Origin of the sequence: Stenotrophomonas indicatrix (assembly GCA_041545745.1) — a bacterium.
Taxonomy (GTDB): Bacteria; Pseudomonadota; Gammaproteobacteria; order Xanthomonadales; family Xanthomonadaceae; genus Stenotrophomonas; species Stenotrophomonas indicatrix_A.
In genome coordinates this window covers 2,053,597-2,074,944 of sequence record CP168152.1, presented here as the reverse complement: position 1 = coordinate 2,074,944, position 21,348 = coordinate 2,053,597, and the positions used below count along the sequence as shown (strand labels likewise).

The 21,348-nt window shown below is 66.2% G+C and carries 14 protein-coding genes; 4 read left to right on the top strand and 10 right to left on the bottom strand.

Features of this window, described 5'->3' with window-relative positions:
- Positions 1-103: 103 nt before the first annotated feature.
- Positions 104-976: a crotonase/enoyl-CoA hydratase family protein gene (locus ACEF39_RS09580; RefSeq protein ID WP_500287780.1), complete on the top strand. Its 873-nt coding sequence runs from the start codon at positions 104-106 to the stop codon at positions 974-976.
- A 105-nt stretch (positions 977-1,081) separates the two neighbouring features.
- Here ACEF39_RS09580 and ACEF39_RS09575 read toward each other — a convergent pair whose 3' ends face one another.
- The 8 genes from ACEF39_RS09575 to ACEF39_RS09540 all read right to left on the bottom strand — a co-directional run bounded on the left by ACEF39_RS09575 (position 1,082) and on the right by ACEF39_RS09540 (position 12,779).
- Entirely contained in the window at positions 1,082-3,253 is a 2,172-nt protein-coding gene (locus tag ACEF39_RS09575) for a response regulator (RefSeq protein ID WP_500287779.1), read from the bottom strand.
- A complete protein-coding gene (rpfG, locus tag ACEF39_RS09570; RefSeq protein WP_025878945.1) occupies positions 3,250-4,395 on the bottom strand; it encodes a cyclic di-GMP phosphodiesterase response regulator RpfG in 1,146 nt (381 codons plus the stop codon). The genes ACEF39_RS09575 and rpfG overlap by 4 nt, the downstream gene beginning before the upstream one ends.
- A gap of 203 nt (positions 4,396-4,598) precedes the next feature.
- Complete coding sequence (gene lysS, locus ACEF39_RS09565) at positions 4,599-6,110, bottom strand: lysine--tRNA ligase (RefSeq protein WP_500287778.1); 1,512 nt, start codon at positions 6,108-6,110, stop codon at positions 4,599-4,601.
- Between the two features lie 281 nt (positions 6,111-6,391).
- Positions 6,392-8,032, bottom strand: coding sequence for an acetolactate synthase large subunit (locus tag ACEF39_RS09560; protein ID WP_108266093.1), 1,641 nt, complete (start codon positions 8,030-8,032; stop codon positions 6,392-6,394).
- A gap of 75 nt (positions 8,033-8,107) precedes the next feature.
- A complete protein-coding gene (locus ACEF39_RS09555) occupies positions 8,108-9,499 on the bottom strand; it encodes an NAD-dependent succinate-semialdehyde dehydrogenase (protein ID WP_500287777.1) in 1,392 nt (463 codons plus the stop codon).
- 325 nt (positions 9,500-9,824) lie between these two features.
- Positions 9,825-10,607 (bottom strand): helix-turn-helix transcriptional regulator, encoded by a 783-nt coding sequence (locus tag ACEF39_RS09550; RefSeq protein ID WP_100465254.1) that lies wholly within the window; start codon positions 10,605-10,607, stop codon positions 9,825-9,827.
- A 99-nt stretch (positions 10,608-10,706) separates the two neighbouring features.
- A protein-coding gene (gene prfB, locus ACEF39_RS09545) for a peptide chain release factor 2 (protein WP_099818762.1) occupies positions 10,707-11,832 on the bottom strand; the annotation gives its coding sequence in 2 pieces (ribosomal slippage) (positions 10,707-11,756 and positions 11,758-11,832; 1,125 coding nt in all).
- An 89-nt stretch (positions 11,833-11,921) separates the two neighbouring features.
- Positions 11,922-12,779 (bottom strand): LytTR family DNA-binding domain-containing protein, encoded by an 858-nt coding sequence (locus tag ACEF39_RS09540; protein WP_500287776.1) that lies wholly within the window; start codon positions 12,777-12,779, stop codon positions 11,922-11,924.
- Positions 12,780-12,954: 175 nt separating this feature from the next.
- On the opposite strand from ACEF39_RS09540, the gene ACEF39_RS09535 reads away from it, so the two are divergent.
- Positions 12,955-14,157 carry an acyltransferase family protein gene (locus ACEF39_RS09535; RefSeq protein ID WP_500287775.1) on the top strand — a complete coding sequence of 401 codons (1,203 nt, stop codon included), beginning with the start codon at positions 12,955-12,957 and terminating at the stop codon, positions 14,155-14,157.
- Between the two features lie 75 nt (positions 14,158-14,232).
- Here the strand turns inward: ACEF39_RS09535 and ACEF39_RS09530 are convergent, their stop codons facing one another.
- Entirely contained in the window at positions 14,233-17,112 is a 2,880-nt protein-coding gene (locus ACEF39_RS09530) for a DUF2135 domain-containing protein (RefSeq protein ID WP_500287774.1), read from the bottom strand.
- Positions 17,113-17,245: 133 nt separating this feature from the next.
- Here ACEF39_RS09530 and ACEF39_RS09525 point away from each other — a divergent pair, with 133 nt between their 5' ends.
- Positions 17,246-18,295 carry a DUF1176 domain-containing protein gene (locus tag ACEF39_RS09525; protein ID WP_500287773.1) on the top strand — a complete coding sequence of 350 codons (1,050 nt, stop codon included), beginning with the start codon at positions 17,246-17,248 and terminating at the stop codon, positions 18,293-18,295.
- A gap of 83 nt (positions 18,296-18,378) precedes the next feature.
- On the opposite strand, the gene recJ is transcribed toward ACEF39_RS09525, so the two are convergent.
- Entirely contained in the window at positions 18,379-20,136 is a 1,758-nt protein-coding gene (gene recJ, locus ACEF39_RS09520; RefSeq protein WP_500287772.1) for a single-stranded-DNA-specific exonuclease RecJ, read from the bottom strand.
- 122 nt (positions 20,137-20,258) lie between these two features.
- Between recJ and ACEF39_RS09515 the strand changes: the two genes are divergently transcribed.
- Positions 20,259-21,302: a DUF1176 domain-containing protein gene (locus ACEF39_RS09515; RefSeq protein ID WP_500287771.1), complete on the top strand. Its 1,044-nt coding sequence runs from the start codon at positions 20,259-20,261 to the stop codon at positions 21,300-21,302.
- Positions 21,303-21,348 lie beyond the last annotated feature (46 nt).

Sequence of the window (21,348 nt, the reverse complement as noted above, 5' to 3'; positions counted from 1 at the left end):
GCGTGCGCTGGCCCGGGGCCGGTGTAGCATCGCCGCGTGAGTGGACCGTTCGGCCCGCCGGCCACCACCTTGATCTGCGGGCCGCACCGCCGAGGACCCTTCCATGAGTACCATCGAAAAGCTGCCCAGCAGCGGTTCGCCCTATGCCACCATCCGCACCCAGGACAGCGCCGACGGCGCCGCCCACTGGCTGTTCATGCACGCCGACGCCTCCACCGGCGTGCGTCCCTGCTGCCGCAAGGACATGCTGGACGAGATGTGGAGCTACATGAGCGCCATCACCCGCGGCCCGGCGCAACGCCACAGCGGCCAGCTGCGCCATTTCGTGCTGGCCTCCGACGCCGCCGCCTACAACCTCGGCGGCGACCTGGACCTGTTCACCCGCCTGATCCGGGAGGGCAACCGCGATCTGCTGCTGACCTACGCCCAACGCTGCGTGGAAGGCGTGCACCACCTGCACACCGGCTTCGGCGGCGACGTCCGCTCGATCGCCCTGATCCAGGGCGATGCACTGGGTGGCGGCCTGGAAATGGCCCTGGCCTGCCACACCATCGTGGCCGAGGAAGGTTGCGGCATGGGCCTGCCCGAAGTGCTGTTCGGCCTGTTCCCGGGCATGGGCGCCTACTCGTTCCTGTGCCGCCGGGTGTCGCCGCAGCTGGCCGAGAAGATCATCCTCGACGGCCGTGTCTACAGCGCCGAGGAGATGCACGCGATGGGCGTGGTCGACGTGCTGGTCAGGAAAGGTGAGGGTCGCAGTGCAGTGGAAGAGATGATCCGCCAGCAGCAGCGCCTGCCGCAGTCGTACCTGGCGATGAATGCCGCGCGCAACCTGGCGCAGACGGTCAGCTACGACGAACTGCTGGAAATCACCAAGGTCTGGGTCGATTCGGCACTGGCCCTGGGCGATCGTTCGCTGCGCACCATGGACCGTTTGATCAAGGCCCAGAACCGACGCGCCAATCTGGATGTGGCCTGATACGTTCCCCTCCCCCGCAGGGTTCAAGCCCGGCTGGCCACCGGGCTTTTTTTATGGGCCGTGCGAGCATGGGCAATCCACCGCACAGGCCGGGAAGGCCCGGCGCTAGCGTTCGCCGTCGTCGGCCACGCCGCGTGCCTTGCGTTCGGCGCGCGCATCAAGCGCGTGTCGGCCTTCCTTGATTGCCCCCTGCAGCACCGCAAGACGCTGCCGCCATTCGGCTTTGAGCTGCCAGTCGGCCATCCGCATCAACTCACCGGCGCGGTTGGACGCGCGCACCAGGCCCAGGTTGCTGGCTACGCCCTTGATCGCATGCGACTGCTCGCGGAAAGCGCCCCAGCGTGCCGCTTCGCCATCGCCTTCGGCCTTGCGCAGGCACGATTCGGCATCATCCAGGCACTGGCGGATGAACTCGCGTTCGAAACCCTCGCCCATTCCCAGCGACGCCAGTTCATCAAGCACGCCGGTATCAAGCACGCCATCGAGGTTGGTGACGGTCCGCACGATCGGCGGCGCACTGGACTTGAGCTGGGCGTTGTTGGCGATCTCGGCCAGGGTGTCCAGCAGGCGCACGGCCACCACAGGCTTGGCCAGGAACGCATGTGCACCGGCCTGGGTACAGCGCTGGATCGCCTCAGGAGTGACGTCGGCGCTGAGCACCAGCACCGGCGTGCGCGGGCCGCCACCGGCCTGCATCACCCGCAGCTCCTTCAGCATGTCCAGGCCACTCATGCCCGGCATGTGCAGATCGACGATGGCCGCATCGAACTCGCTTTCGGCCAATGCATCCAGCACCGCTTCGCCACCATCGACGCACAGCACCTTGTGCCCGGCCTTCTGCAGCAGCCGTTGCAGCACCATGCGGTTGGCCTCGTGATCGTCGGCCACCAGGATCTGCATGCTGCGTACGCGCGCGCGATGACGCAGGAACGGATCAGCGAACGCGATGACATTGCCGCCGGCACCGGCTTCGTCGCCCGCAGCGAGGGTCGGCACCGCACCCGGCACCACCGGCTGCGGTGGCGCAAACGGCAGCTCCACCCAGAAGTGGCTGCCCTGCGGTGGGTTGTCCAGGTAACCGATCTCGCCGTCCATCGCTTCGACCAGTCCCTTGGCGATGGTCGTGCCCAGGCCGGTACCTTCATGACGACGGGCCATGCTGACGTCGGCCTGCTCGAAGGCCTCGAACAGGCGTGGGCGCATCGCCGGTGCGACGCCGATGCCGGTGTCAAGAATGTCGAAGCGCAGCCGCACCCCACCCTGGGTGTCGGCGTGGACAACGCTGACGCGGATCTCGACCCGGCCGTGGTCGGTGAACTTGACCGCATTGCCGGCCAGGTTGAGCAGGATCTGCCGCAGATGCCCGACATCGCCGCGCAGCGTCGGCGGCACGGTCTCGGCCACCTTCACCCGATAGTCCAGGCGCTTGGCCTTGGCCTGCGGCAACAGGATCAGGCCGATGGCCTGGATCACTTCGGAAAGAACGAAATCCTCGGCAACGACGCGCAGCTTGCCAGCCTCGATCGCCGAGATGTCCAGCACTTCCTCGACCAGCGCCAGCAGACTGCGCGATGACGCCTGGATGGTACTCACGCACTCACGCTGCTCGTCATCCAGGCGCGTGGTCGCCAACACTTCTGTCATGCCATTCAATCCATTGAGTGGGGTACGAAACTCGTGGCTCATGTTGGCCAGGAATCGACTCTTGGCTTCGCTGGCGCGCCGCGCCTCGGCCATCGCTTCGGTCAACTGCCGCAGCAGCGTGGAAAAATACAGCGGAACCGCGGCCAGGCCAAGCCACAGGCCGATGGCCAAGCGTGCGTTCTGCTGCCAGTACGGGGTTGACAGTGCGGTACTGCCGAAGCTGACCATCGCCATCGCCACGGCCACATACAGATAGTTGTTGCCGAAGCGCATGCCGTTGCCCACCGTCACCCACATCACCACGATGTAGACCCACGACAGTGGCTCACCCATCTGGATCATGCCGGCGGCGATCAGCCCGTAGTCGGCCAGCATGCCCAGTACGCGGCGCGGATCGGAGCGCTGCGGTCGCCACAGCAGCCAGCCAAACAACAGCAGCGACAGGCTCAGGCCGGTCAGCACGATCGCCAGTACACCGACATACTGCGTATGCGGCAGATCATGCCGCGCCGAAGGCAGCAGCACGTAAGCCAGGATCAGGCTGATCAGGACGATGCGGACGATCTGCTGCCCGTGCTCGCTGTCCTGGCGCTGGGACAGGCGCAACCGCAAGCGCGACAGCAGGCGTTTCACGCGCCCAGTCCCGGCCGTGCAGAGGCCGTGGAGTGCTCGGCGCAGATCTGTTCCAGCTGCTCGCGACCGCGCAGCAACGCGTCCACGCACCGCGGATCGAACAGGCGCCCACGCTGGGCGTACAGGTAGGCCATGGTGGCTTCCATCGTCCACGCTTCCTTGTAGGGGCGCGGCGAGATCAGCGCATCGAACACGTCGGCCACGGCGACGATGCGTGCCTCCAGCGGAATCGCATCGCCGACCAGGCCATCGGGATAACCACTGCCGTCGTAACGCTCATGGTGGCGCAGCGCGATCAATGCACCGACCTGGATGAAGCGGTTCTGGCTGCCACTGAGCAGTTCATGGCCAATACGCGGATGCCGACGCATGATCGCCAGCTCCTCATCATTGAGCTTGCCCTGCTTGAGCAGCACCGCATCGGGAATGGCGATCTTGCCCATGTCATGCAGCGGCGCAGCCATTTCGATCAGCTTGACGTCGTCTTCCGGCAGGCCCAGCTGCTCGGCGATCAGGCCAGCCACGCGCGCCATCCGTTCAAGGTAGGCACTGGTGCCGGCATCACGGAACTCGATCGCACGTGCCAGCCGCGAAAGCGTCTCGCGCTCGCGCTCCTCCACCTCATGCATGCTGGCCAGCAGTCGCTGCTCCAGTGACAGCGCACGCTGCTTCACGTTCTCGGTCTGCTGGCGCAACTGCAACAGGTTGTAGCAGCGTGCGCGCAACTCGCGCGGGCGGATCGGCTTGACCAGGAAATCGATCACGCCGGCTTCGAGCGCTGCCTGGCGGATCGGCTCGTCGCCGACCACGGTGATCAGGATCACCGGAATATCGCGATGTTTGGGCAGCCGACGGAAGCGGCGGGCGAATTCCAGCCCGTCCATCTCCGGCATGCGGTAATCGAGAAGCAGCAGGTCGACCGGGTACGATTCGCACCATGCCAACGCGGTCAACGGATCGCCGAAGTCATGCACGCTCAGTTCCGGCGCGATGTCCTCGATGACGTGACGAAGCATCGTCCGTGCGGAAGTCTGGTCGTCGACGATGACGATGTTCAAGGCGTTCTCTGCCTGCTTTCTCGACCATGCTGAAAGGTCAGCGGGCGAGGATACCCCGCCGCTGTGCACGCTGGCACCCTGCATCGGCTCGACTCCCGTCACAAGCTCCCCGATTCATGATCGTCATCACAGTGTGAAGCGGATTCTCCACATTGCGGCCTCCCCTGACGCCATCAAGCCATAGCCGGTGTCAAAGTTGTGCAATAACGATACGCCGAGTGCGGGACGCGTCAATCACGCCGTCTCAAACCGAGACGGCGCGCACAAACAGACGCCGAAAAAGCCGGTTATTGCTCCGGACGCATGTACGGGAACAGCAACACGTCGCGGATCGAGCTGCTGCCGGTCAGCAGCATCACCAGCCGATCGACACCGATGCCAAGACCTCCGGTCGGCGCCATTCCATACTCCAGCGCACGGATGTAGTCGGCGTCGTAGTGCATGGCTTCGTCGTCGCCGCCTTCCTTCGCCGCCACCTGCGCCTGGAAGCGCTGGGCCTGGTCTTCCGGGTCGTTCAGCTCGGAGAAACCGTTGGCCAGTTCCTTGCCGTTGACGAACAGTTCGAAGCGGTCGGTATAGCCCGGATCGTTGTCGTTGGCGCGGGCCAGCGGCGAGACCTCCACCGGGTGATCGGTGATGAAGGTGGGCTGGATCAGGGTGTGCTCGACGGTGGCTTCGAAGATCTCCAGCAGCAGCTTGCCCCAGCCGTAGGACGGCTTGACGCGGATCTTCAGGCGCTCGCAATGGCGCAGCAGCGCGTCACGGTCGGTGCAGTCGGCCGCGGAGATTTCCGGGTTGTGGTGGCGTACCGCCTCGTCCATGCGCCAGCGGCGGAACGCCGGGCCCAGGTCGATGTTGGCGCCGTCCCACTCGACCACCGTGGAGCCATTCACCGACTGCGCCACGTCACGGATCACGCCTTCGGTCAGGTCCATGATCTCGTTGTACGTGGCATAGGCCTCGTACAGTTCCATCATGGTGAATTCCGGGTTGTGGCGGGTGCTGACGCCTTCGTTGCGGAAGTTGCGGTTGATTTCGTAGACGCGCTCCAGGCCACCGACGGTCAGGCGCTTGAGGTACAGCTCCGGCGCCACGCGCAGGTACAGGTCAAGGTCCAGCGCATTGTGGTGGGTGGTGAACGGCTTGGCCGCCGCGCCGCCGGGGATGTAATGCATCATCGGCGTTTCGACTTCGAGGAAGTCGCGGTTGTCCAGCCAGGCACGCATCGCACGGATGATCTTCGAGCGCTTGATGAACACCGCGCGCGACTCCGGCGTCACGATCAGATCGACATAGCGCTGGCGGTAGCGCTGCTCGACGTCGGCCAGGCCATGCCACTTGTCCGGCAGCGGGCGCAGCGACTTGGTCAGCAGGCGGATCGACTCGGCCTTGACCGACAGCTCACCGGTCTTGGTACGGGTCAGGCCACCTTCGACAGCGATGATGTCGCCCACGTCCCAGCCCTTGAAGGCGGTGTAGGCATCGCCCAGCACGCTGCCCTGCAGGAACAGCTGGATGCGGCCGGATTCGTCCTGGATCTGGGCGAAGCTGGCCTTGCCCATGACCCGCTTGGCCATCAGGCGACCGGCCATCTTCACCTGGCGGCCGTTGCCTTCCAGGGTTTCGGCGGTCCACTGCTCCGCATCGGCGAACTCGTTCTGCAGGCTGCCGGCGAAGTCCTCGCGACGGAAGTCGTTCGGGTACGCGATGCCCTGCCCACGCAGCGCTTTGAGTTTCTCACGGCGCTCGGCGATCAACTTGTTTTCGTCGACGGGGGGGGTATCGGTAGCTTCGCTCATGGATCTGCGGGAATCGTGTAGTGAGGGGGAGTCTTGCGCCCGGCGCAGCCGGTTGCCCAGCATACCAAAAGCGCCCTGCCCCGGCCCCTGGGCGGCCCCTCCCCTGCCGTGGGCCGCCCCTGCTCCGGTAGCCGCCAACCTTGGTTGGCGATTCATCGTGTGTCGACCAAGGTCGACACCTACCGGATATCGCGGCACCGACGCACTGGTAGCCGCCAACCTTGGTTGGCGCCCTACCGTGTGTCGACCAAGGTCGACACCTACCGGGCCATGCCCCGGATTCACCCGTTCCCGGGGAACGCCTGCCGCAGTTCGTCCACCAGCACCCGCTGGTTCTCCGAATAATCAATCGGCACCGACACCAGATGCACGCCGCCCGCCGTGAACGCCGCTTCCAGCGTGGGAATGAACTGCTCGATCGCCGTCACTTCGTGCCCCTGGCAGCCATAGGCCTCGGCGTATTTGACGAAATCCGGATTGCCGAAGGTCATGCCGTAGTCGGCGAAGCCGTCCACCGCCTGCTTCCAGCGGATCATGCCGTAGGCGCCGTCATTGAGGATCAGCACCACCAGGTTCAGGCCCAGCCGCCGCGCGGTCTCCAGCTCCTGGCTGTTCATCATGAAACCGCCATCGCCACACACCGCCAGCACGCGGCGCTGCGGGTACAGGATCGAGGCCATGATCGCCGACGGCAGGCCCGCGCCCATCGTTGCCAATGCATTGTCCAGCAGCAGCGTGTTCGCCACCTGGGTGCGGTAGTTGCGCGCAAACCAGATCTTGTACATGCCGTTGTCCAGCGCCACGATGCCGTCCGGCGGCATCACCTGCCGCACGTCATGCACCAGCCGTTGCGGAGTGAAGCCCGCCTCTTCGGCACGATCGGCGATGTGCTCCAGGATCGTCGCGCGCAACGGCAGCAGCGCCGCGGCGTTGTCGACCTTGCCTTCGATACGGTCGGCCAGCAGGGTCAGCGAGCGGCCGATATCGCCGATCACCTCCACCTGCGGGAAGTACACCTGCTCCACTGCGGCCTGCGAATAGCCGATGTGGATGACCGTGCGCCCCCCCGGACGCATCACGAACGGCGGCTTCTCCGTAACCTCGTGGCCAATGGTCACGATCACGTCGGCCTGGTCGATGGCCATGTGCACGTAGTCGCGCTCGCTCAGCGCCGCCGTGCCCATGTACAGGCCCGAGCCGCCGGCCACTGCGCCCTTGCCCATCTGCGTGGTGACGAACGGAATGCCGGCGCGCAGCACGAAGGCCGACAGCGCCTCGCTGGACTGTGGCCGCGACGCCGCCGACGCAATCACCAGCAACGGCCGCTTGGCGTCGCGGATGATCTGCGCCGCACGATCCAGCGCCTCGGGACTGGCGATCGGCCGATCCACCGGGTGTGGCGGGATCAGTGCAACGTCCTCGACCTCCATCGCCGCGATGTCCTCGGGCAGTTCCAGCAACACCGGTCCTGGGCGTTCTTCCTGCGCGGTACGGAACGCTTCGCGGACGATGATCGGAATCGTGCGTGCCGAGACGATCTGCCGCGCGGACTTGGTCAGCGGCTTCATCGTGCCGACGATGTCCACGATCTGGAAGCGCGCCTGCTTGCTGGCAACGATGCCCTTCTGCCCGGTGATCATGATTACCGGCCACGCGCCAAGCAACGCATAGGCGGCACCGGTGGTGAAGTTCAGTGCACCCGGGCCGAGCGTGGCCAGGCACACGCCCGGCTTGCCGGTCAGGCGGCCGTAGGTGGCGGCCATGAACACGGCAGCCTGTTCGTGGCGGGTGATGACCAGCTCGATGCTGGAGTGGCGAAGCGACTCGACGACATCGAGGTTCTCCTCACCGGGAATGCCAAAAATGCGCTCGACACCCTCGTTTTCGAGTGCGGCGACGAGCAGATCTGAACCCTTGGACATGGAATGACGTCCTTCTCGCAATGCGTGATGATGGAACGTTGCAGGGATGCTGACAGCAAGCGTGGACGGCCCGCGTCAACGGCGGTCGAACCACACCGTCTGCGCGTTGACGAATTCACGGATACCGAAGTGCGACAACTCGCGGCCGAAGCCACTCTTCTTCACGCCGCCGATCGGCACGCGCGGATCGGAGGCCGAGAAGCCGTTGACGAACACGCCACCGGTCTGCAGCCGGCGTGCCAGCTGCATCGCACGGGCATGGTCACCCGTCCACAGATTGCCACTGAGGCCGAACTCGCTCTGGTTGGCCAGTTCCACCGCATGGTCGGCATCGCGCGCGCGACTGATCGACGCCACCGGCCCGAAGGTCTCGGTATCGAACGCCTGCATTCCCGGCTCGACGCCGGCCAGCACGGTGGGCGCATAGAAACTGCCGGGGCGATCGAGCTGCTTGCCGCCCACCAGCAACTGCGCACCGGCCTTGACGGAGGCACGCACCTGCGCATCAAGCTGTTCAAGCAGGTCCTGCCGGGCCATCGGACCGATCCGGTTACCGGCCTCGCGGCCATCGCCGACGGTCAGCGCCTGCACCCGCTCGCAGAACAACGCCACGAAGCGCTCGTACACCGGCGCTTCGACGATGATGCGCTTGCCGGCAATGCACACCTGCCCGGTGTTCTGGAAGCGCGAGGCCACCGCGGCATCGACCGCGGCATCCAGGTCGGCGTCGGCCAGCACGATGAACGGATCCGAGCCACCCAGTTCAAGCACCACCTTCTTCAGCGCCTGCCCGGCCTGTGCGGCGATGCTGCGCCCCGCAGCGACGCTGCCGGTCAGGGTCACGGCAGCGATGCGGTCATCGGCGATGGCGGCACTGGTGCCCTCGCGGCTGATGTTGGCGGCGATGAAGGTGCCGTCCGGCAGGCCCGCATCGCGCCACGCAGCGGCGAGGAGCCCGGCGGTGCCGACGATGTTCTCGGCCGGCTTCAGCAGGAAGCCGTTGCCGCCCATTAGGATCGGCACGGCCGCGCGCATCACCTGCCAGTACGGGAAGTTCCACGGCATGATGCCGAGCACCACGCCCAGCGGCAGGTAGGAGACATAGGCCTTGTTGTCGGCCACCGCGGTCGGCTCGTCGCGGAGGAACGCCGCGCCGTTGTCGGCGTACCAGTCACACAGGACCGCGCACTTCTCAATCTCGGCCAGCGACTCGGCGTGGACTTTGCCCATCTCGGCGGTGGCCAGCGCGGCCAACGGCTCACGGTCGCGACGCAGCACGGCCGCCATCGCACGCAGCACGCTCGCGCGTTGCTCGAGTGACTGCGCACTCCAGGCAGCAAAGCCGGCCTGTCCGCGATCAAGGATCGCTTCCAGCTCGGCGTCAGTGGCGAAGGGGTGGCTGGCGATCTGCTGGCCGGTGGCCGGATCACGGGAAATGGCAGCGGGGGCTGCGGGGGAAGCGGACATGCAGGTCTCCTGTTGTCTCGACAACGGGCGGCTGCCCGTTTCCTGACAACGAATGTGGACCCGTTCGATGGCAGCAACAAGGCGTCTGCATATCCTGTGACCCGCACTTACCTGCCTGAATGGGGTTATCGGCGGGGCTGCGCCCTACCTTCGACAATTTCCCGCGGCTGTTGGTAGGTGTCGACCTTGGTCGACACAGTAGATCCACGCCATGCGTGGATGAATTTCCATCGAGATCGAATATCTCGAATTAAAATCGAAAAGCATCCACGCATGGCGTGGATCTACTCGATCGCGGCAATCCGACACTGCCCCGCCAAACGCTTTACCTGCGCGGCAGGTAAGTCACCAGAGACAGGTCGTGCCGGCTCTCTGGCACCAGCGCCACGTACTGCAGGTCCAGCAACCCACGCGTGGGATGGTTCAGCTTCTTCGCGCCTTCGTCGAAACGACGGACATCGTGCTCCGGCCACCACTCACGGAATTGTTCGCTGTGCGTGCCGATGTCCTCGGCCAGCGCCAGGAACGGCGCCTTGTCCGGTGCCTGCGCCATCGCCGCGCGGAAGCTGGCCAGCAGCCCGCGGGTCATTTCTTCCCAGTTGAGGATCAGCGTGCGGTACGGCGGATACAGGAACATCAGCCGCAGCGTGTTGCGCTCATGCGGTGCCAACTGACCGTAGTCGACAAACAGATCGGCGATGGCCGGGTTCCAGGCCAGGATGTCGAAGCGGGTATTGCGCACGTAGGCCGGGATCGGCTGCATCGCCTCCACCAACTGGCGCAGGCCGTCGGTCACCGTCTCGTCGGGCGATTCCAGCGGCACGCCATAACCGGAGAGCGCGAACGCGTACGCGCGCTCGTCGTCGCTCATCCGCAGCACCTGCGCCAGGCGCTCCAGCACCTCGGGCGAGGCGCGCACTTCGCGGCCCTGCTCGATCCAGGTGTACCAGCTGACGCTGACCCCGATCGCCAGCGCGACTTCCTCGCGCTTCAGGCCCGGCGTGCGTCGGCGCCCCGCTGGCAGGCCCAACGTTGCTGGCTCGACCCGCGCACGGCAGGCCTTGAGAAAGCCTCCCAATTCCTTGCGTTCGGCTTCACTGCGCATCATCACCCTGCCCTGCAGGTATCAACAGCATTGCGGGACGCCCATGACGTCCCGCAACGCAGGGCCCGGGCAGCGGACGGTACCGCTGTCGCCGGGCACGCATCAGGCATCGATGCGCTTGGAGCCGACCGCCAGGCCGGCCTTCAGGCTGGCCTCGACGAACTCGTCCAGGTCACCATCGAGCACCTTCTGCGTATCCGAACGCTCGATGCCGGTGCGCAGGTCCTTGATACGGCTCTGGTCGAGCACGTAGTTGCGGATCTGGCTGCCCCAGCCGATGTCGGACTTGGTGGCTTCCACCGCATCACGCTCGGCATTGCGCTTCTGGATTTCCAGCTCGTACAGCTTGGCGGCCAGCATCTTCATCGCGTTGTCGCGGTTCTGGTGCTGGCTGCGGCCGGTCTGGCAGGCCACGACCGTGTTGGTCGGGATGTGGGTGATACGCACCGCCGACTCGGTCTTGTTGACGTGCTGACCACCGGCACCGGACGAGCGGTACACGTCGGTACGCAGATCGGCCGGATTGATGTCGATTTCGATGTTGTTGTCCACTTCCGGCGACACGAACACCGAGGTGAAGCTGGTATGGCGGCGGTTGTCCGAGTCGAACGGCGACTTGCGCACCAGACGGTGCACGCCGGTCTCGGTCTTCAGCCAGCCATAGGCGTAGTCGCCTTCCACGCGCAGCGTGGCCGACTTGATGCCCGCGACGTCGCCACCGGACACTTCCATCAGCTCGGTCTTCCAGCCACGCGATTCACACCAGCGCAGGTACATGCGCAGCAGGATCTCGGCCCAGTCCTGGGCTTCGGTACCACCGGCGCCGGCCTGGATGTCGACGAACGCCGGAGCGGTGTCCATCTGGCCGGAGAACATGCGCTGGAACTCCAGCTTCTCCACGTGCGCCTGGTGCTTGTCCAGGTCGGCCACCACGGCCAGCGCGGTGTCCTCGTCCTGCTCGGACTCGGCCAGCTCCAGCAGTTCGGTGGCGTCGCTCAGGCCTTCCAGCACCGCGGCGATGCCGCCCACGGTCTTTTCCAGGGTCGAGCGCTCGCGCCCCAGGTTCTGGGCGTATTCGGCGTTGTTCCAGACGTCGGGGCTTTCCAGCTCCCGCGTTACTTCCTCAAGACGCTCTTTCTTGGCGTCGTAGTCAAAGATACCCCCGGAGCGACAACACGCGATCGGTCAGATCGGCGATGCGCTGGCGGACAGGATTCAGTTCGATCATGTCGGCGGTTATGCATTCAAAAGATGACTGCAAATGATACCGCAGGCCGGGGTGAACCGGCGCAGAAGCCGGTGCCGCCTGCCACGCCCCTATCCGCCCAAGGCCTGGCGCAGCAGCGGCAGCTGGCGCCGGCTGCACGGCACCCTGGCCCCATCGGCCATGTGCAGCAAGGCCTCGCCGCCATCCAGCGGTTCGATCGAGCGCAGCTGGCCGCGGTTGACCAGCCAGCTGCGGTGGCTGCGCAGGAACAGGACCGGGTCCAGCCGCGCTTCCAGCACCGCCATGGTGATCCGCAGCGGGTAATCATGGCCGCGCACCCGCAGGTTCACGTAGTTGCCGGCGGCCTGGGCGTACTCGACGTCGGCCGTGGCCACCAGGAACTCCTTGCCCAGCTTGCGCACCAGGAAATGGTCGGGACGATCGACCGGCTCGACCGGCGGGCCGACGTCGGGCTCGGCCAGCAGGCTCGCCTCGCCCTGTCTGCGCCGACCGAACCAGCTGGCAAAGTGCTCCAGCGCCACGAACATCGCGAAGGTGCGCACATCCTTCAAGTATTCGTACGCAAAACGCTCCGACCAGCCGGCATCGTCCTGATAGCGATAGCCCATCGCCGCATAGGCAAGGTGCCGGAGCAACATCATCCCCACCACATGCAGCAACGACCAGCCCACGCTGGCCAGTAGATACAGCGGCAAACGCCGCTTCCAGGTATCGGCGTGCAGCGGCCAGCGTTCGCATCCCCACCACAACAGCGGCAGGGTCAACAGAATCAGGCTGAGGCTGCTGAACTCCCAGATCATCGGCTCCCAAAGGCTGAGATCCGCGCCGCGGCGGCTGGCATCCATCACTTCGACCAAGGCATTGGTCACTGCCGAGGCCGAGAGGATCGCCGCCCACACCAACAGACGGGTGGACGTACGCCAACGCGTGGGGCTGCCTTTGGCCATTGCTGCATCCATGTCTTACGGGCGCTCCAGCGTGCATCAAGGGTTCGAGGGTAGCGGCTCCATTCGTCCCGCGGCGTCCGCCATTGGTCACTGAATCGGTCCCGGCCGCCCCCTGCCGATGGATGACGCCCCGATACACGCTCACCGTGGCCTTACTCATCGACCCACCACGACCATGAATCGACGCCACGACATCGACGCCCTGCGCGTATTCGCCTTTACCCTGCTCATCCTCTACCACACCGGTATGGCCTATGTGGACGACTGGGGTTTCCACCTCAAGAGCGTGCACACCGCCGAATGGCTGCAGTGGCCAATGGTGTTCGTCAACCGCTGGCGGATGTCGCTGCTGTTCCTGATCTCGGGCATCGCCATCGCACTGATGCGGCCGGAGACCAGGCTGCTGCGCTTCGCCGGCCTGCGTACCTGGAAGCTGCTGCTGCCTCTGCTGTTCGGCATGTTCGTGATCGTGCCGATCCAGCCCTACTGCGAGGGCGTGGCCAACGGCCACGTGACGCCTGGTTTCGGCCACTTCCTGCTGCGCTACTGGCAGGTGCGGCCATGGCCGGAAGGCAGCTTCGCCGGCTGGCAGTACGGCATCACCTGGAACCATCTCTGGTATCTGGCCTATCTGTGGAACTACACCGTCGTGCTGGCCCTGTTGATGCCACTGCTGCGGACGGCAGTGGTGCGCCGTGGGATCGAACGCATGGCGGCATCACCGACGCTGCTGATCGGCATCCCTTCTGCCCTGCTGCTGGCCTGGGTCGTGTGGCTCGAGCCGATCTACCCGTCCACCAACGCCCTGCTCGGCGATTGGTACCAGCACGCCAAGTACGCGACGGTGTTCCTGGCCGGTTACCTGCTCGGTCGCGAGCCGGTGTTCTGGGAACGCGTGGTCGCACTGCGCCGTACCACCATGTGGCTGGCACTGACCGCCGTCGGCTGGTACATGGGCCTGCGCATCCTCGGCCAGGTGCTGTCGGCGGACTCACCGCTGCGCCAATGGCCCGAACCGTTCTGGGACCTGCAGGTCAGGACCAGCCAGTCGCTGTATGTTTGGACCGCGCTGCTTGCGATCCTGGGCTGGGGCAAGGTCTTCCTGGACCGCCCGTTCCGCTGGCTGCCGTATTGCACAGAGGCGATCTATCCCTGGTACATGCTGCATCAGAGCCTGATCATCGTCCTGCTGTTCTGGCTCAAGCCCCTGCAGCTGGGACCGTGGGCCGAACCGGCACTGCTACTGGTCGGCACGGTCGGCGGCTGCCTGCTGATCCACGAACTGCTGGTGCGGCGCGTGCGCTGGCTGCGGCCGCTGTTCGGGTTGCGTGCTGATCCGCTATCGTTGCCTGCAGTGCGCACGGTGCCGGCGCAGTAATGTCTGCACCCCGTGGAACCGAGCCAAGCTCGGTTCCACAAGGCGAGGGCTGCGACAGCCACGCATGGCGTGGCTCTACTTCACTTCGAATTCGCCGACCAGCACGGTCTCGGCGCGGTCCTTCAGCCGCATCGTCACCCTCTGGTCCTTCTGCTTCGGCGTGCCCCAATGGGTGGTCAGGCGCAGCATCAGCGTCGTCGCACCGGTCACCAGCTGCTGGCGGCTGCCGAAGTAGTTCGCCTCTACCTTGTACTTGCCCGGTTTGGCGTTGCGCAGCGAGAACTGTTCCGGGCCATAGCCACCGGTGAAGTCCTGCGACATCTGCCCGCCCTGATAGGTCAGGCGGTTGCCGTAGTAGGCGCGCTCACCGTTCGGGTCGGTCACCCACAGATCCATGTCGCTGTTGTCGGCATCCCAGGCCAGCACCACGCGCAGGTCCAGCGGCATCGCCTGCAGCAGGCGCGGGTCGATGCCCTGGGTATCCAGGCGCGGCTTGCTGCCGGCCACCAGGTTGGTCAGCTCATCCAGGGCGATCAGCGCGATGCCGTCGAAACGAGCATCCCAGGGCCGCACGACCACCTGATACAACGGCGCCAGCGCCTGCTGCGGCTTGCCCGCTGCGGCCAGCGCCAGGCCCAGGTCACGGAAGCTCTGCGGTTCTTCCTGGCCCATCGCCAGCACCTGCTCGAACACCGGCACCGCCAGCGCGGGAGCGTCGGCCTGCATCAGCCGATAACCGAGAACGCGCAGCAGATGGCGGTTGTCCAGATCCATCTCGGCCAGGTTGGAGAGCACGCGCAGGGCAAGATCGCGCTGCCCCTGTTCGATCAACAGGTCGGCCACGTCGAGGAAGAACGCGCTGCTGTCGGCGTTCGCCGCGCGCTCGGCGAGATAGCGGTCGTACAGTTGCGACGCCGGGCCCTGGCGCAGGCGGCGGGCAACCGGCGAATCCGGCTGCCACGCAGCCAGCTTGATTCCCAGCTGGCCGTCATTGGCGGCGGCCGGCTCGGCCGCCATCGCATCGGCGGCTGCTTCCTGCATGGGCGCTGGTGCCGGTGCCGGGCGTGCGACCGAACGCTGGCGCGCAGTGGCTGCATCCAACTGCATCTCCGCTGCAGCCGGCGCCGGAGCAACCAGCATCGCCATGGGGGCCGGCGGGGCGCCCGCCGCCACCTCCAGCGCCTTCGAATCCACCTGCGGTGGCGCCCCCTTCGGCCAACTGCGACTCCACCACTGCTGGCGCTGCTGCCACTGCGTCACCACCTTGTCCAGGCGCTGGCGGTCGGCCGCATCGCGGTCTGCAACCTGGCGCGCGAAGCGCTGGTCGTACTCGGCGCGCAGCTTGCCCGACGGACGGATTGCATAGCGCAGGTAGTCTTCCAGTGTCTCCAGCACGATCAGCGAGGTGTCCGGGCCCACCAGACCAAATTGCTGCGACAGGCGCTGCATCGCCTCGCGGTTGCCACGGCGGTCGGTCGACAGCTGCTGCAGGCGCGCCTGTGCCCACAGGCCGGCCAGCAGATCACCGTCTTCGTTCTTCTGCGTCGCAGGCAGTGCCTGCCACTCGCCGCCAGCCACGCGCACCCGCATCGGCACCCCTTCGGCCGCCAACCGCGCATGCAACCACAGCCAGCCCTGCGCCTGGCTGCGGCGGTCGACCACCACATCCTGCACGCCACGGCCGGCATCAATCTGGACATCCAGCGGTACCGACAGCAGTTCCCGTGCGGCGGCATCGACATCGCTGCCGAGTGCCACGAAACTGCCGCCATGCGCCTCGCTCCAACCGCGCAGGCGGTTGGCATCGGTGCGTGCACCGGCACTGCTGATCGCGAACAGGCGCTGGTCGGCGGCCAGCGTCGGCAGCGCCTCCGGCCCATAGGTCAGCAGACCATCGCTGACCATCAGATACTCCTTGACCCCCGGCTGCGGCTGCCACTGCGCCAATGCACTGGCGCCATCCGGTTGCACCGCCAGCAACGCCCGACGCAGTTCACTCCAGTCACCACTACGTATACGGAAATGACGCACGGGCTCGGCACGATTACGCAGCACGGTCAGCGCGACATTGCCGTCGCCCATCGCCACGAAGTAGCGATCAAGCAGCGCCAACTCGCGAGTGCGGTCGCGCTGGCCGGCGGAACCGGAACCGTCCCACAGCAGACCCACTTCCGACGGCACACGGCGCGGCGCGGCCGACGTCGGCATCGGCAGCTGTGCCAGCAGGTAATGACCGTCCTGCCAGCGCGCAACCTGCACCTGTGCCTTGCGCTCGGCCGGCAGCGTCCATTGCAGCTGGCCCGGCAGCTGCGCACCGCGTCCTTGCCAGTGCAGGCGGCCATCGGCGATGCGGAACGGTGCGCTGCCGGTGACAGCACCCTTCGGTGCCCGCACGTCCAGTTCAGCGGCAGCGGCGCCGGCGACGAACTGCAGCGGTAGTGTCCAACGCCAGCCCTGTCCGGCGTATGCCAGCGGCTCGCGTACGACCAGCTGCACACGGCGGCTGCCGCCGGCCGGCAGCGGATACACGCGCAGCCGGAACTGGTTGCCGGCAGTCTGCTCCAGCAGGCCCGGATCGACGCCACGACGGGCGATCTGCTCGAACACCTGGCGACCGCGATCCTTGGGCACCGGCACCGCCTCACGCAACTCGCCATTGATGTCCAGAGCGAAGCCGGTGATCTGCTGGCCCTCGCCCAGCGGGAACTGCAGCTCACCCTCCAGCACGCGCTGATTGGGGTTGTGGAATTCCAGGGTGATCCGGGTCTGGGCGATGCCGGCCTGCACCTCGCCCTCGATGCGCGCCCGTCGCAGCTGCACGGGCTGTTCCGCCGCGGGTGCGATCAGCAGCGGCGTGGAGGCGATCGGCGGTGCCGGACGACGCGACGCCTGGGGCGAAGCCGGCCAGGTTGCCAGGGCCAACAGCAGTACGGTGCAGCATCGGGCGAAGACCATGACAGGACTCCAATGGGATCGTGATTGCTTCAACGCACCAGACGGAGGGATGGGGTTAATGCGATTCGATGCTGGCTCTTCGCCGCCCCTGGGCGCACCATGTGCGACTTCCCGATCCCGCGCAAGGATGCCCATGCGTTACCCCCTGCTTCCCACCCTGCTGGCGCTGTCCTGGCCGTTGGTCGCCGGCGCCGTCGATGCGCCTGCCGGGCTGTATTTCCAGCATCACGACTGGGTCGTGGCCTGCGACAACACCCGCACCTGCCGCGCGGCCGGCTACGCCAGTGGCGATGACAGCACCCTGAGCGTGCTGCTGACGCGGAAGGGTGGCCCCGATCAAGCCATCAACGGCCGCGTGTCGTTGCAGCCGATCGATGACCAACCGCAGCCCAAGGGCGTGCTGCACCTGCGCATCCAGCAGCGTGACCTCGGCGTGCTGGCGCCGGCCAAGGAGCCAGGCACCTATGCGCTGAGCCCAACGCAGACCACCGCAGTGCTGTCGGCGCTGGTGCGCGATGGCGGCATCACGGTTGTCGATGCCGCCGGCCATGCCTGGCCGCTGTCGGACAAGGGCGCAGCAGCAGTGCTGTTGAAGAGCGACGAGTTGCAGGGCCGCGTCGGTACGCCGGGCGCGGTGATGCGCAAGGGTACTGCGGACGAAAGCAGCGTGCCTGCCGCCGTTGCCAAACCCGTGGTGCGCAAGGCAGCGACCATGTCGACGCCGCCGGACGACCCGGCATTCGCCAAGCTGGCCGCGTCACCGGCGCTGCGTGCAGCGCTGCGCGCCACCCTGAAAGAACCCAGCTGCGAAGGTCTGCTCGACGCCGACCCGGATGTTTCGATCAGCAATTCGCCACTGCAGATCCAACGTCTGGATGCCAAGCACCTGCTGGTCAACGTTCCCTGCTGGCGCGCGGCCTACAACACCGGCGATGGTTACTGGGTCATCGGTGAGAAAGCGCCCTACCAGCCGCAGTGGGTGACCAGTGATGCGATCGACTACGGCGACGGGCAGATTGTCGCCTCGCACAAGGGCCGCGGCCTGGCCGACTGCGTGTCGGATGAAACGTGGACCTGGGATGGCACGCGCTTCGTTGCGACCTCGGCGATCAGTGGCGGCCTGTGCCGTGGCGTTCCCGGTGGAACCTGGGAACTGCCGACACGGGTGACGGTGATCCGCTGATTTCACAGAAAAAGGGGACGGAGGGGATTAAGTCGTTTAGGCCTTGTTTGCCGTTTGCGACTTAATCCCCTCCGTCCCCTTTTTCAAGCAGGCAGGCAGTGCTCGACGATCAGCTGGATCGCTGCGCCACCGCGATAGTCATCGCAGGCCAGGCGATAGGCCAGGTGGACATGTCTGCTTGGCGCGTTGCCGTGCCAGCCGCCGAAGTGGATCGCGTTGATCGTGCCCGGTACGCCGGGCAGACGCAGTTCCAGCTTCAGATGCCGTTCCTTCAATACGCGCCAGTTGGCCACTTCGAAGTGGCCGTCGAACAGCGGCTCGGGGAAACCCTGCCCCCACGGTCCGGCCAGGCGCAGCGCATCGGCATGGCGATGATCGAGTTCGTTCGCTGCCAGTTCGCCATCGCTGAGCACCTGCTGCTGCAGTGCCGCCGGGTCCAGCATTTCCAGGACGGTGGCGACGAAAGCGGCTTCGAAGTCGGCCAGATGATCCAGTCGCATGCTCAACCCGGCGGCCATCGCGTGACCGCCGAAGCGCTCGATCAAGCCGGGATGGCGTGCATCGACCAGCGCCAGCGCATCACGGATATGCAGGCCGGCGATCGAACGCGCCGAGCCGCGCAGGGTGTCGGCGCCCGGCTCGGCCGGCGCGAACGCGATCACCGGCCGATGCAGGCGATCCTTCATCTTCGAAGCAACCAGGCCAACCACGCCGGGGTGCCAATCAGCATCGAACAGGCAGGCCGCCACCGGTCGCTGCCCGGCGGTATCGAGCACCACCCGCGACAGCGCCTGTTCGGCGTCATCGGTCATCGACTGCTGCACCGCACGCCGCTCGGCGTTGATCTGCTCCAGCGTCTGCGCGATGTCGCGGGCCTGCCGCGGATCTTCGGTGAGCAGCAGCGCGATACCCAACGCCATATCTTCCAGCCGACCGGCCGCATTCAAGCGCGGGCCGAGCCCGAAGCCGATATCGGTAGCGGTCAGGCGTGCGGCGTCGCGGCCGCTGGCCTCGATCAGCGCCTTCAGGCCGACGCAGCCTTGGCCGTTGCGCAGCCGACGCAGACCAGCGCTGACCAGGGCGCGGTTGTTGGCATCCAGCGCAACGAGGTCGGCCACGGTGCCCACCGCCACCAGATCCAGCAGGGTGGTCAGGTCCGGCCCCTTGCCATCGGCAAATACACCCGCTTCGCGCATCCGGCGGCGCAGCGCCATCAGCACGTAGAAGATCACGCCGACACCGGCCAGCGACTTGCTGGGGAAGGCGTCACCGTCCAGGTTGGGGTCGACGATGACATCGGCCGGTGGCAGCTGCGGACCGGGCAGATGGTGATCGGTCACCAGCACCTGCCAGCCACGCGCCTTGGCAGCGGTCACGCCGGCATGGCAGGCAATGCCGTGATCGACGGTGACCAGCAGATCCGGCTGCAGCGCAGCCAGCTCGTCCACCAGCGACGGTGACAGGCCGTAGCCGTGCACCATGCGGTTGGGCACTGCGTGAAAGACATGCTGCGCGCCGAGCATGCGCAGACCGCGCACGCCGACCGCGCAGGCGGTTGCGCCGTCGCAGTCGAAATCACCGACCACCAGGATGCGTTTGTCGGCGGCGATGGCCTGAACCAGCAGGTCCACTGCCGCGTCGATGCCGGTCAGCAGTTCCGGCGCATGCAGGTTGCCCAGCTTGGGCAACGCCAGCTCCGGCGTGTGCGCACCACGTGCGGCATACAGGCGAGCCAACAACGGCAGCGTGCCGTCCGGCCAGACACCGGGAACGGCGACATCGCGGCGGCGGATCGTCGGCGTTTCGGAAGACGGCAGCACAGCATCGGCGGCAAGGGACATCGGCATCGCCGGGTTACGGAAGACCCGCGCATGATACCCCGCTCGGCTTGTCAGACTCTCCGCGGGCTTGGCGCAGGCGTGGTGATCGCCCATGCTTGTTCGCTTCTGAAACGGAATTGGCCATGTATCGCCCGCTGTCCGTACTGCTGGCCAGCCTCCTGCTGCCACTTGCTTCCCATGCCGGAAGCACACCGCTGGAACGCGGTATCGAGTTCGTGCACCACGACTGGTACCTGGCCTGCGACAACACCGGCACCTGCCGTGCCGCCGGCTATGGCCCGGAACCGGCTGACAGCTTGCTGGGCCTGATGCTGGAACGTGCCGGCGGCCCCGGCACGGCAGTGAAGGCGCGGCTGCGGGTCGCTGAGGATGGCGAAAGCGCAATGCCTGAAGGATCGATGCGCCTGCACGTGAACGGCCGTGATCTGGGGCCAGTGCAGGACACCGGCGCCGACGAAGCAGTAACGCTGCGACCAGCGCAGGTTGAAGCCCTGCTCGCCGCCCTGCCCGGCCAGGCCCGCATCGAGGTGATCGACAGCAGGGGCACGCACTGGCCGATTTCCGATCGTGGTGCGGCCGCGGTGCTGCTGAAAATGGACGAGGTACAGGGACGTTTGGGTACGCCCGGCGCCCTGGTACGGCGTGGCACGCGTGCCGAAACGAGCGTGCAGGCTGCGCAGGCCAATCCGGTGATCGTGCGCGGTGTGCTGGCGGCCGGCCGCCCCGGCGATAGCGAGCTGGGCAGCAGCGAAGCGCTGCGCGAGGCGCTGATTGCCACGCTTGGCGACAGCGGCGACTGTCCGCGCTTGATCGAGTACAAGGGAACCCCGGAAATGGTGATCGAGCGGCTGGACGACCGCCATGTGCTGGTGCAGACGCTGTGCCAGATGGGTGCGTACAACTACAGCAATGGTTTCTGGATCGCGCGCGATCAGCCGCCATTCGCACCTGAGACGGTCACGCTGGAAGCAGAGAGCTTCTCGCACTCCGATCGCACGTTGTACGCACGCTACAAGGGCCGCGGCATCGGCGACTGCGTTTCCGGCTCGGACTGGGTATGGGATGGCCGCAGATTCCAACCGAGCAGTGTTTTCAGTACCGGTCTGTGTCGTGGCATGGCGGGCGGGCACTGGACGCTGCCGACCTACGTCACTGAGGTCCAATAGTCCTGGAGCCGAGCATGGGCTCGGCCCTACAGAGGAATCAGCAGCA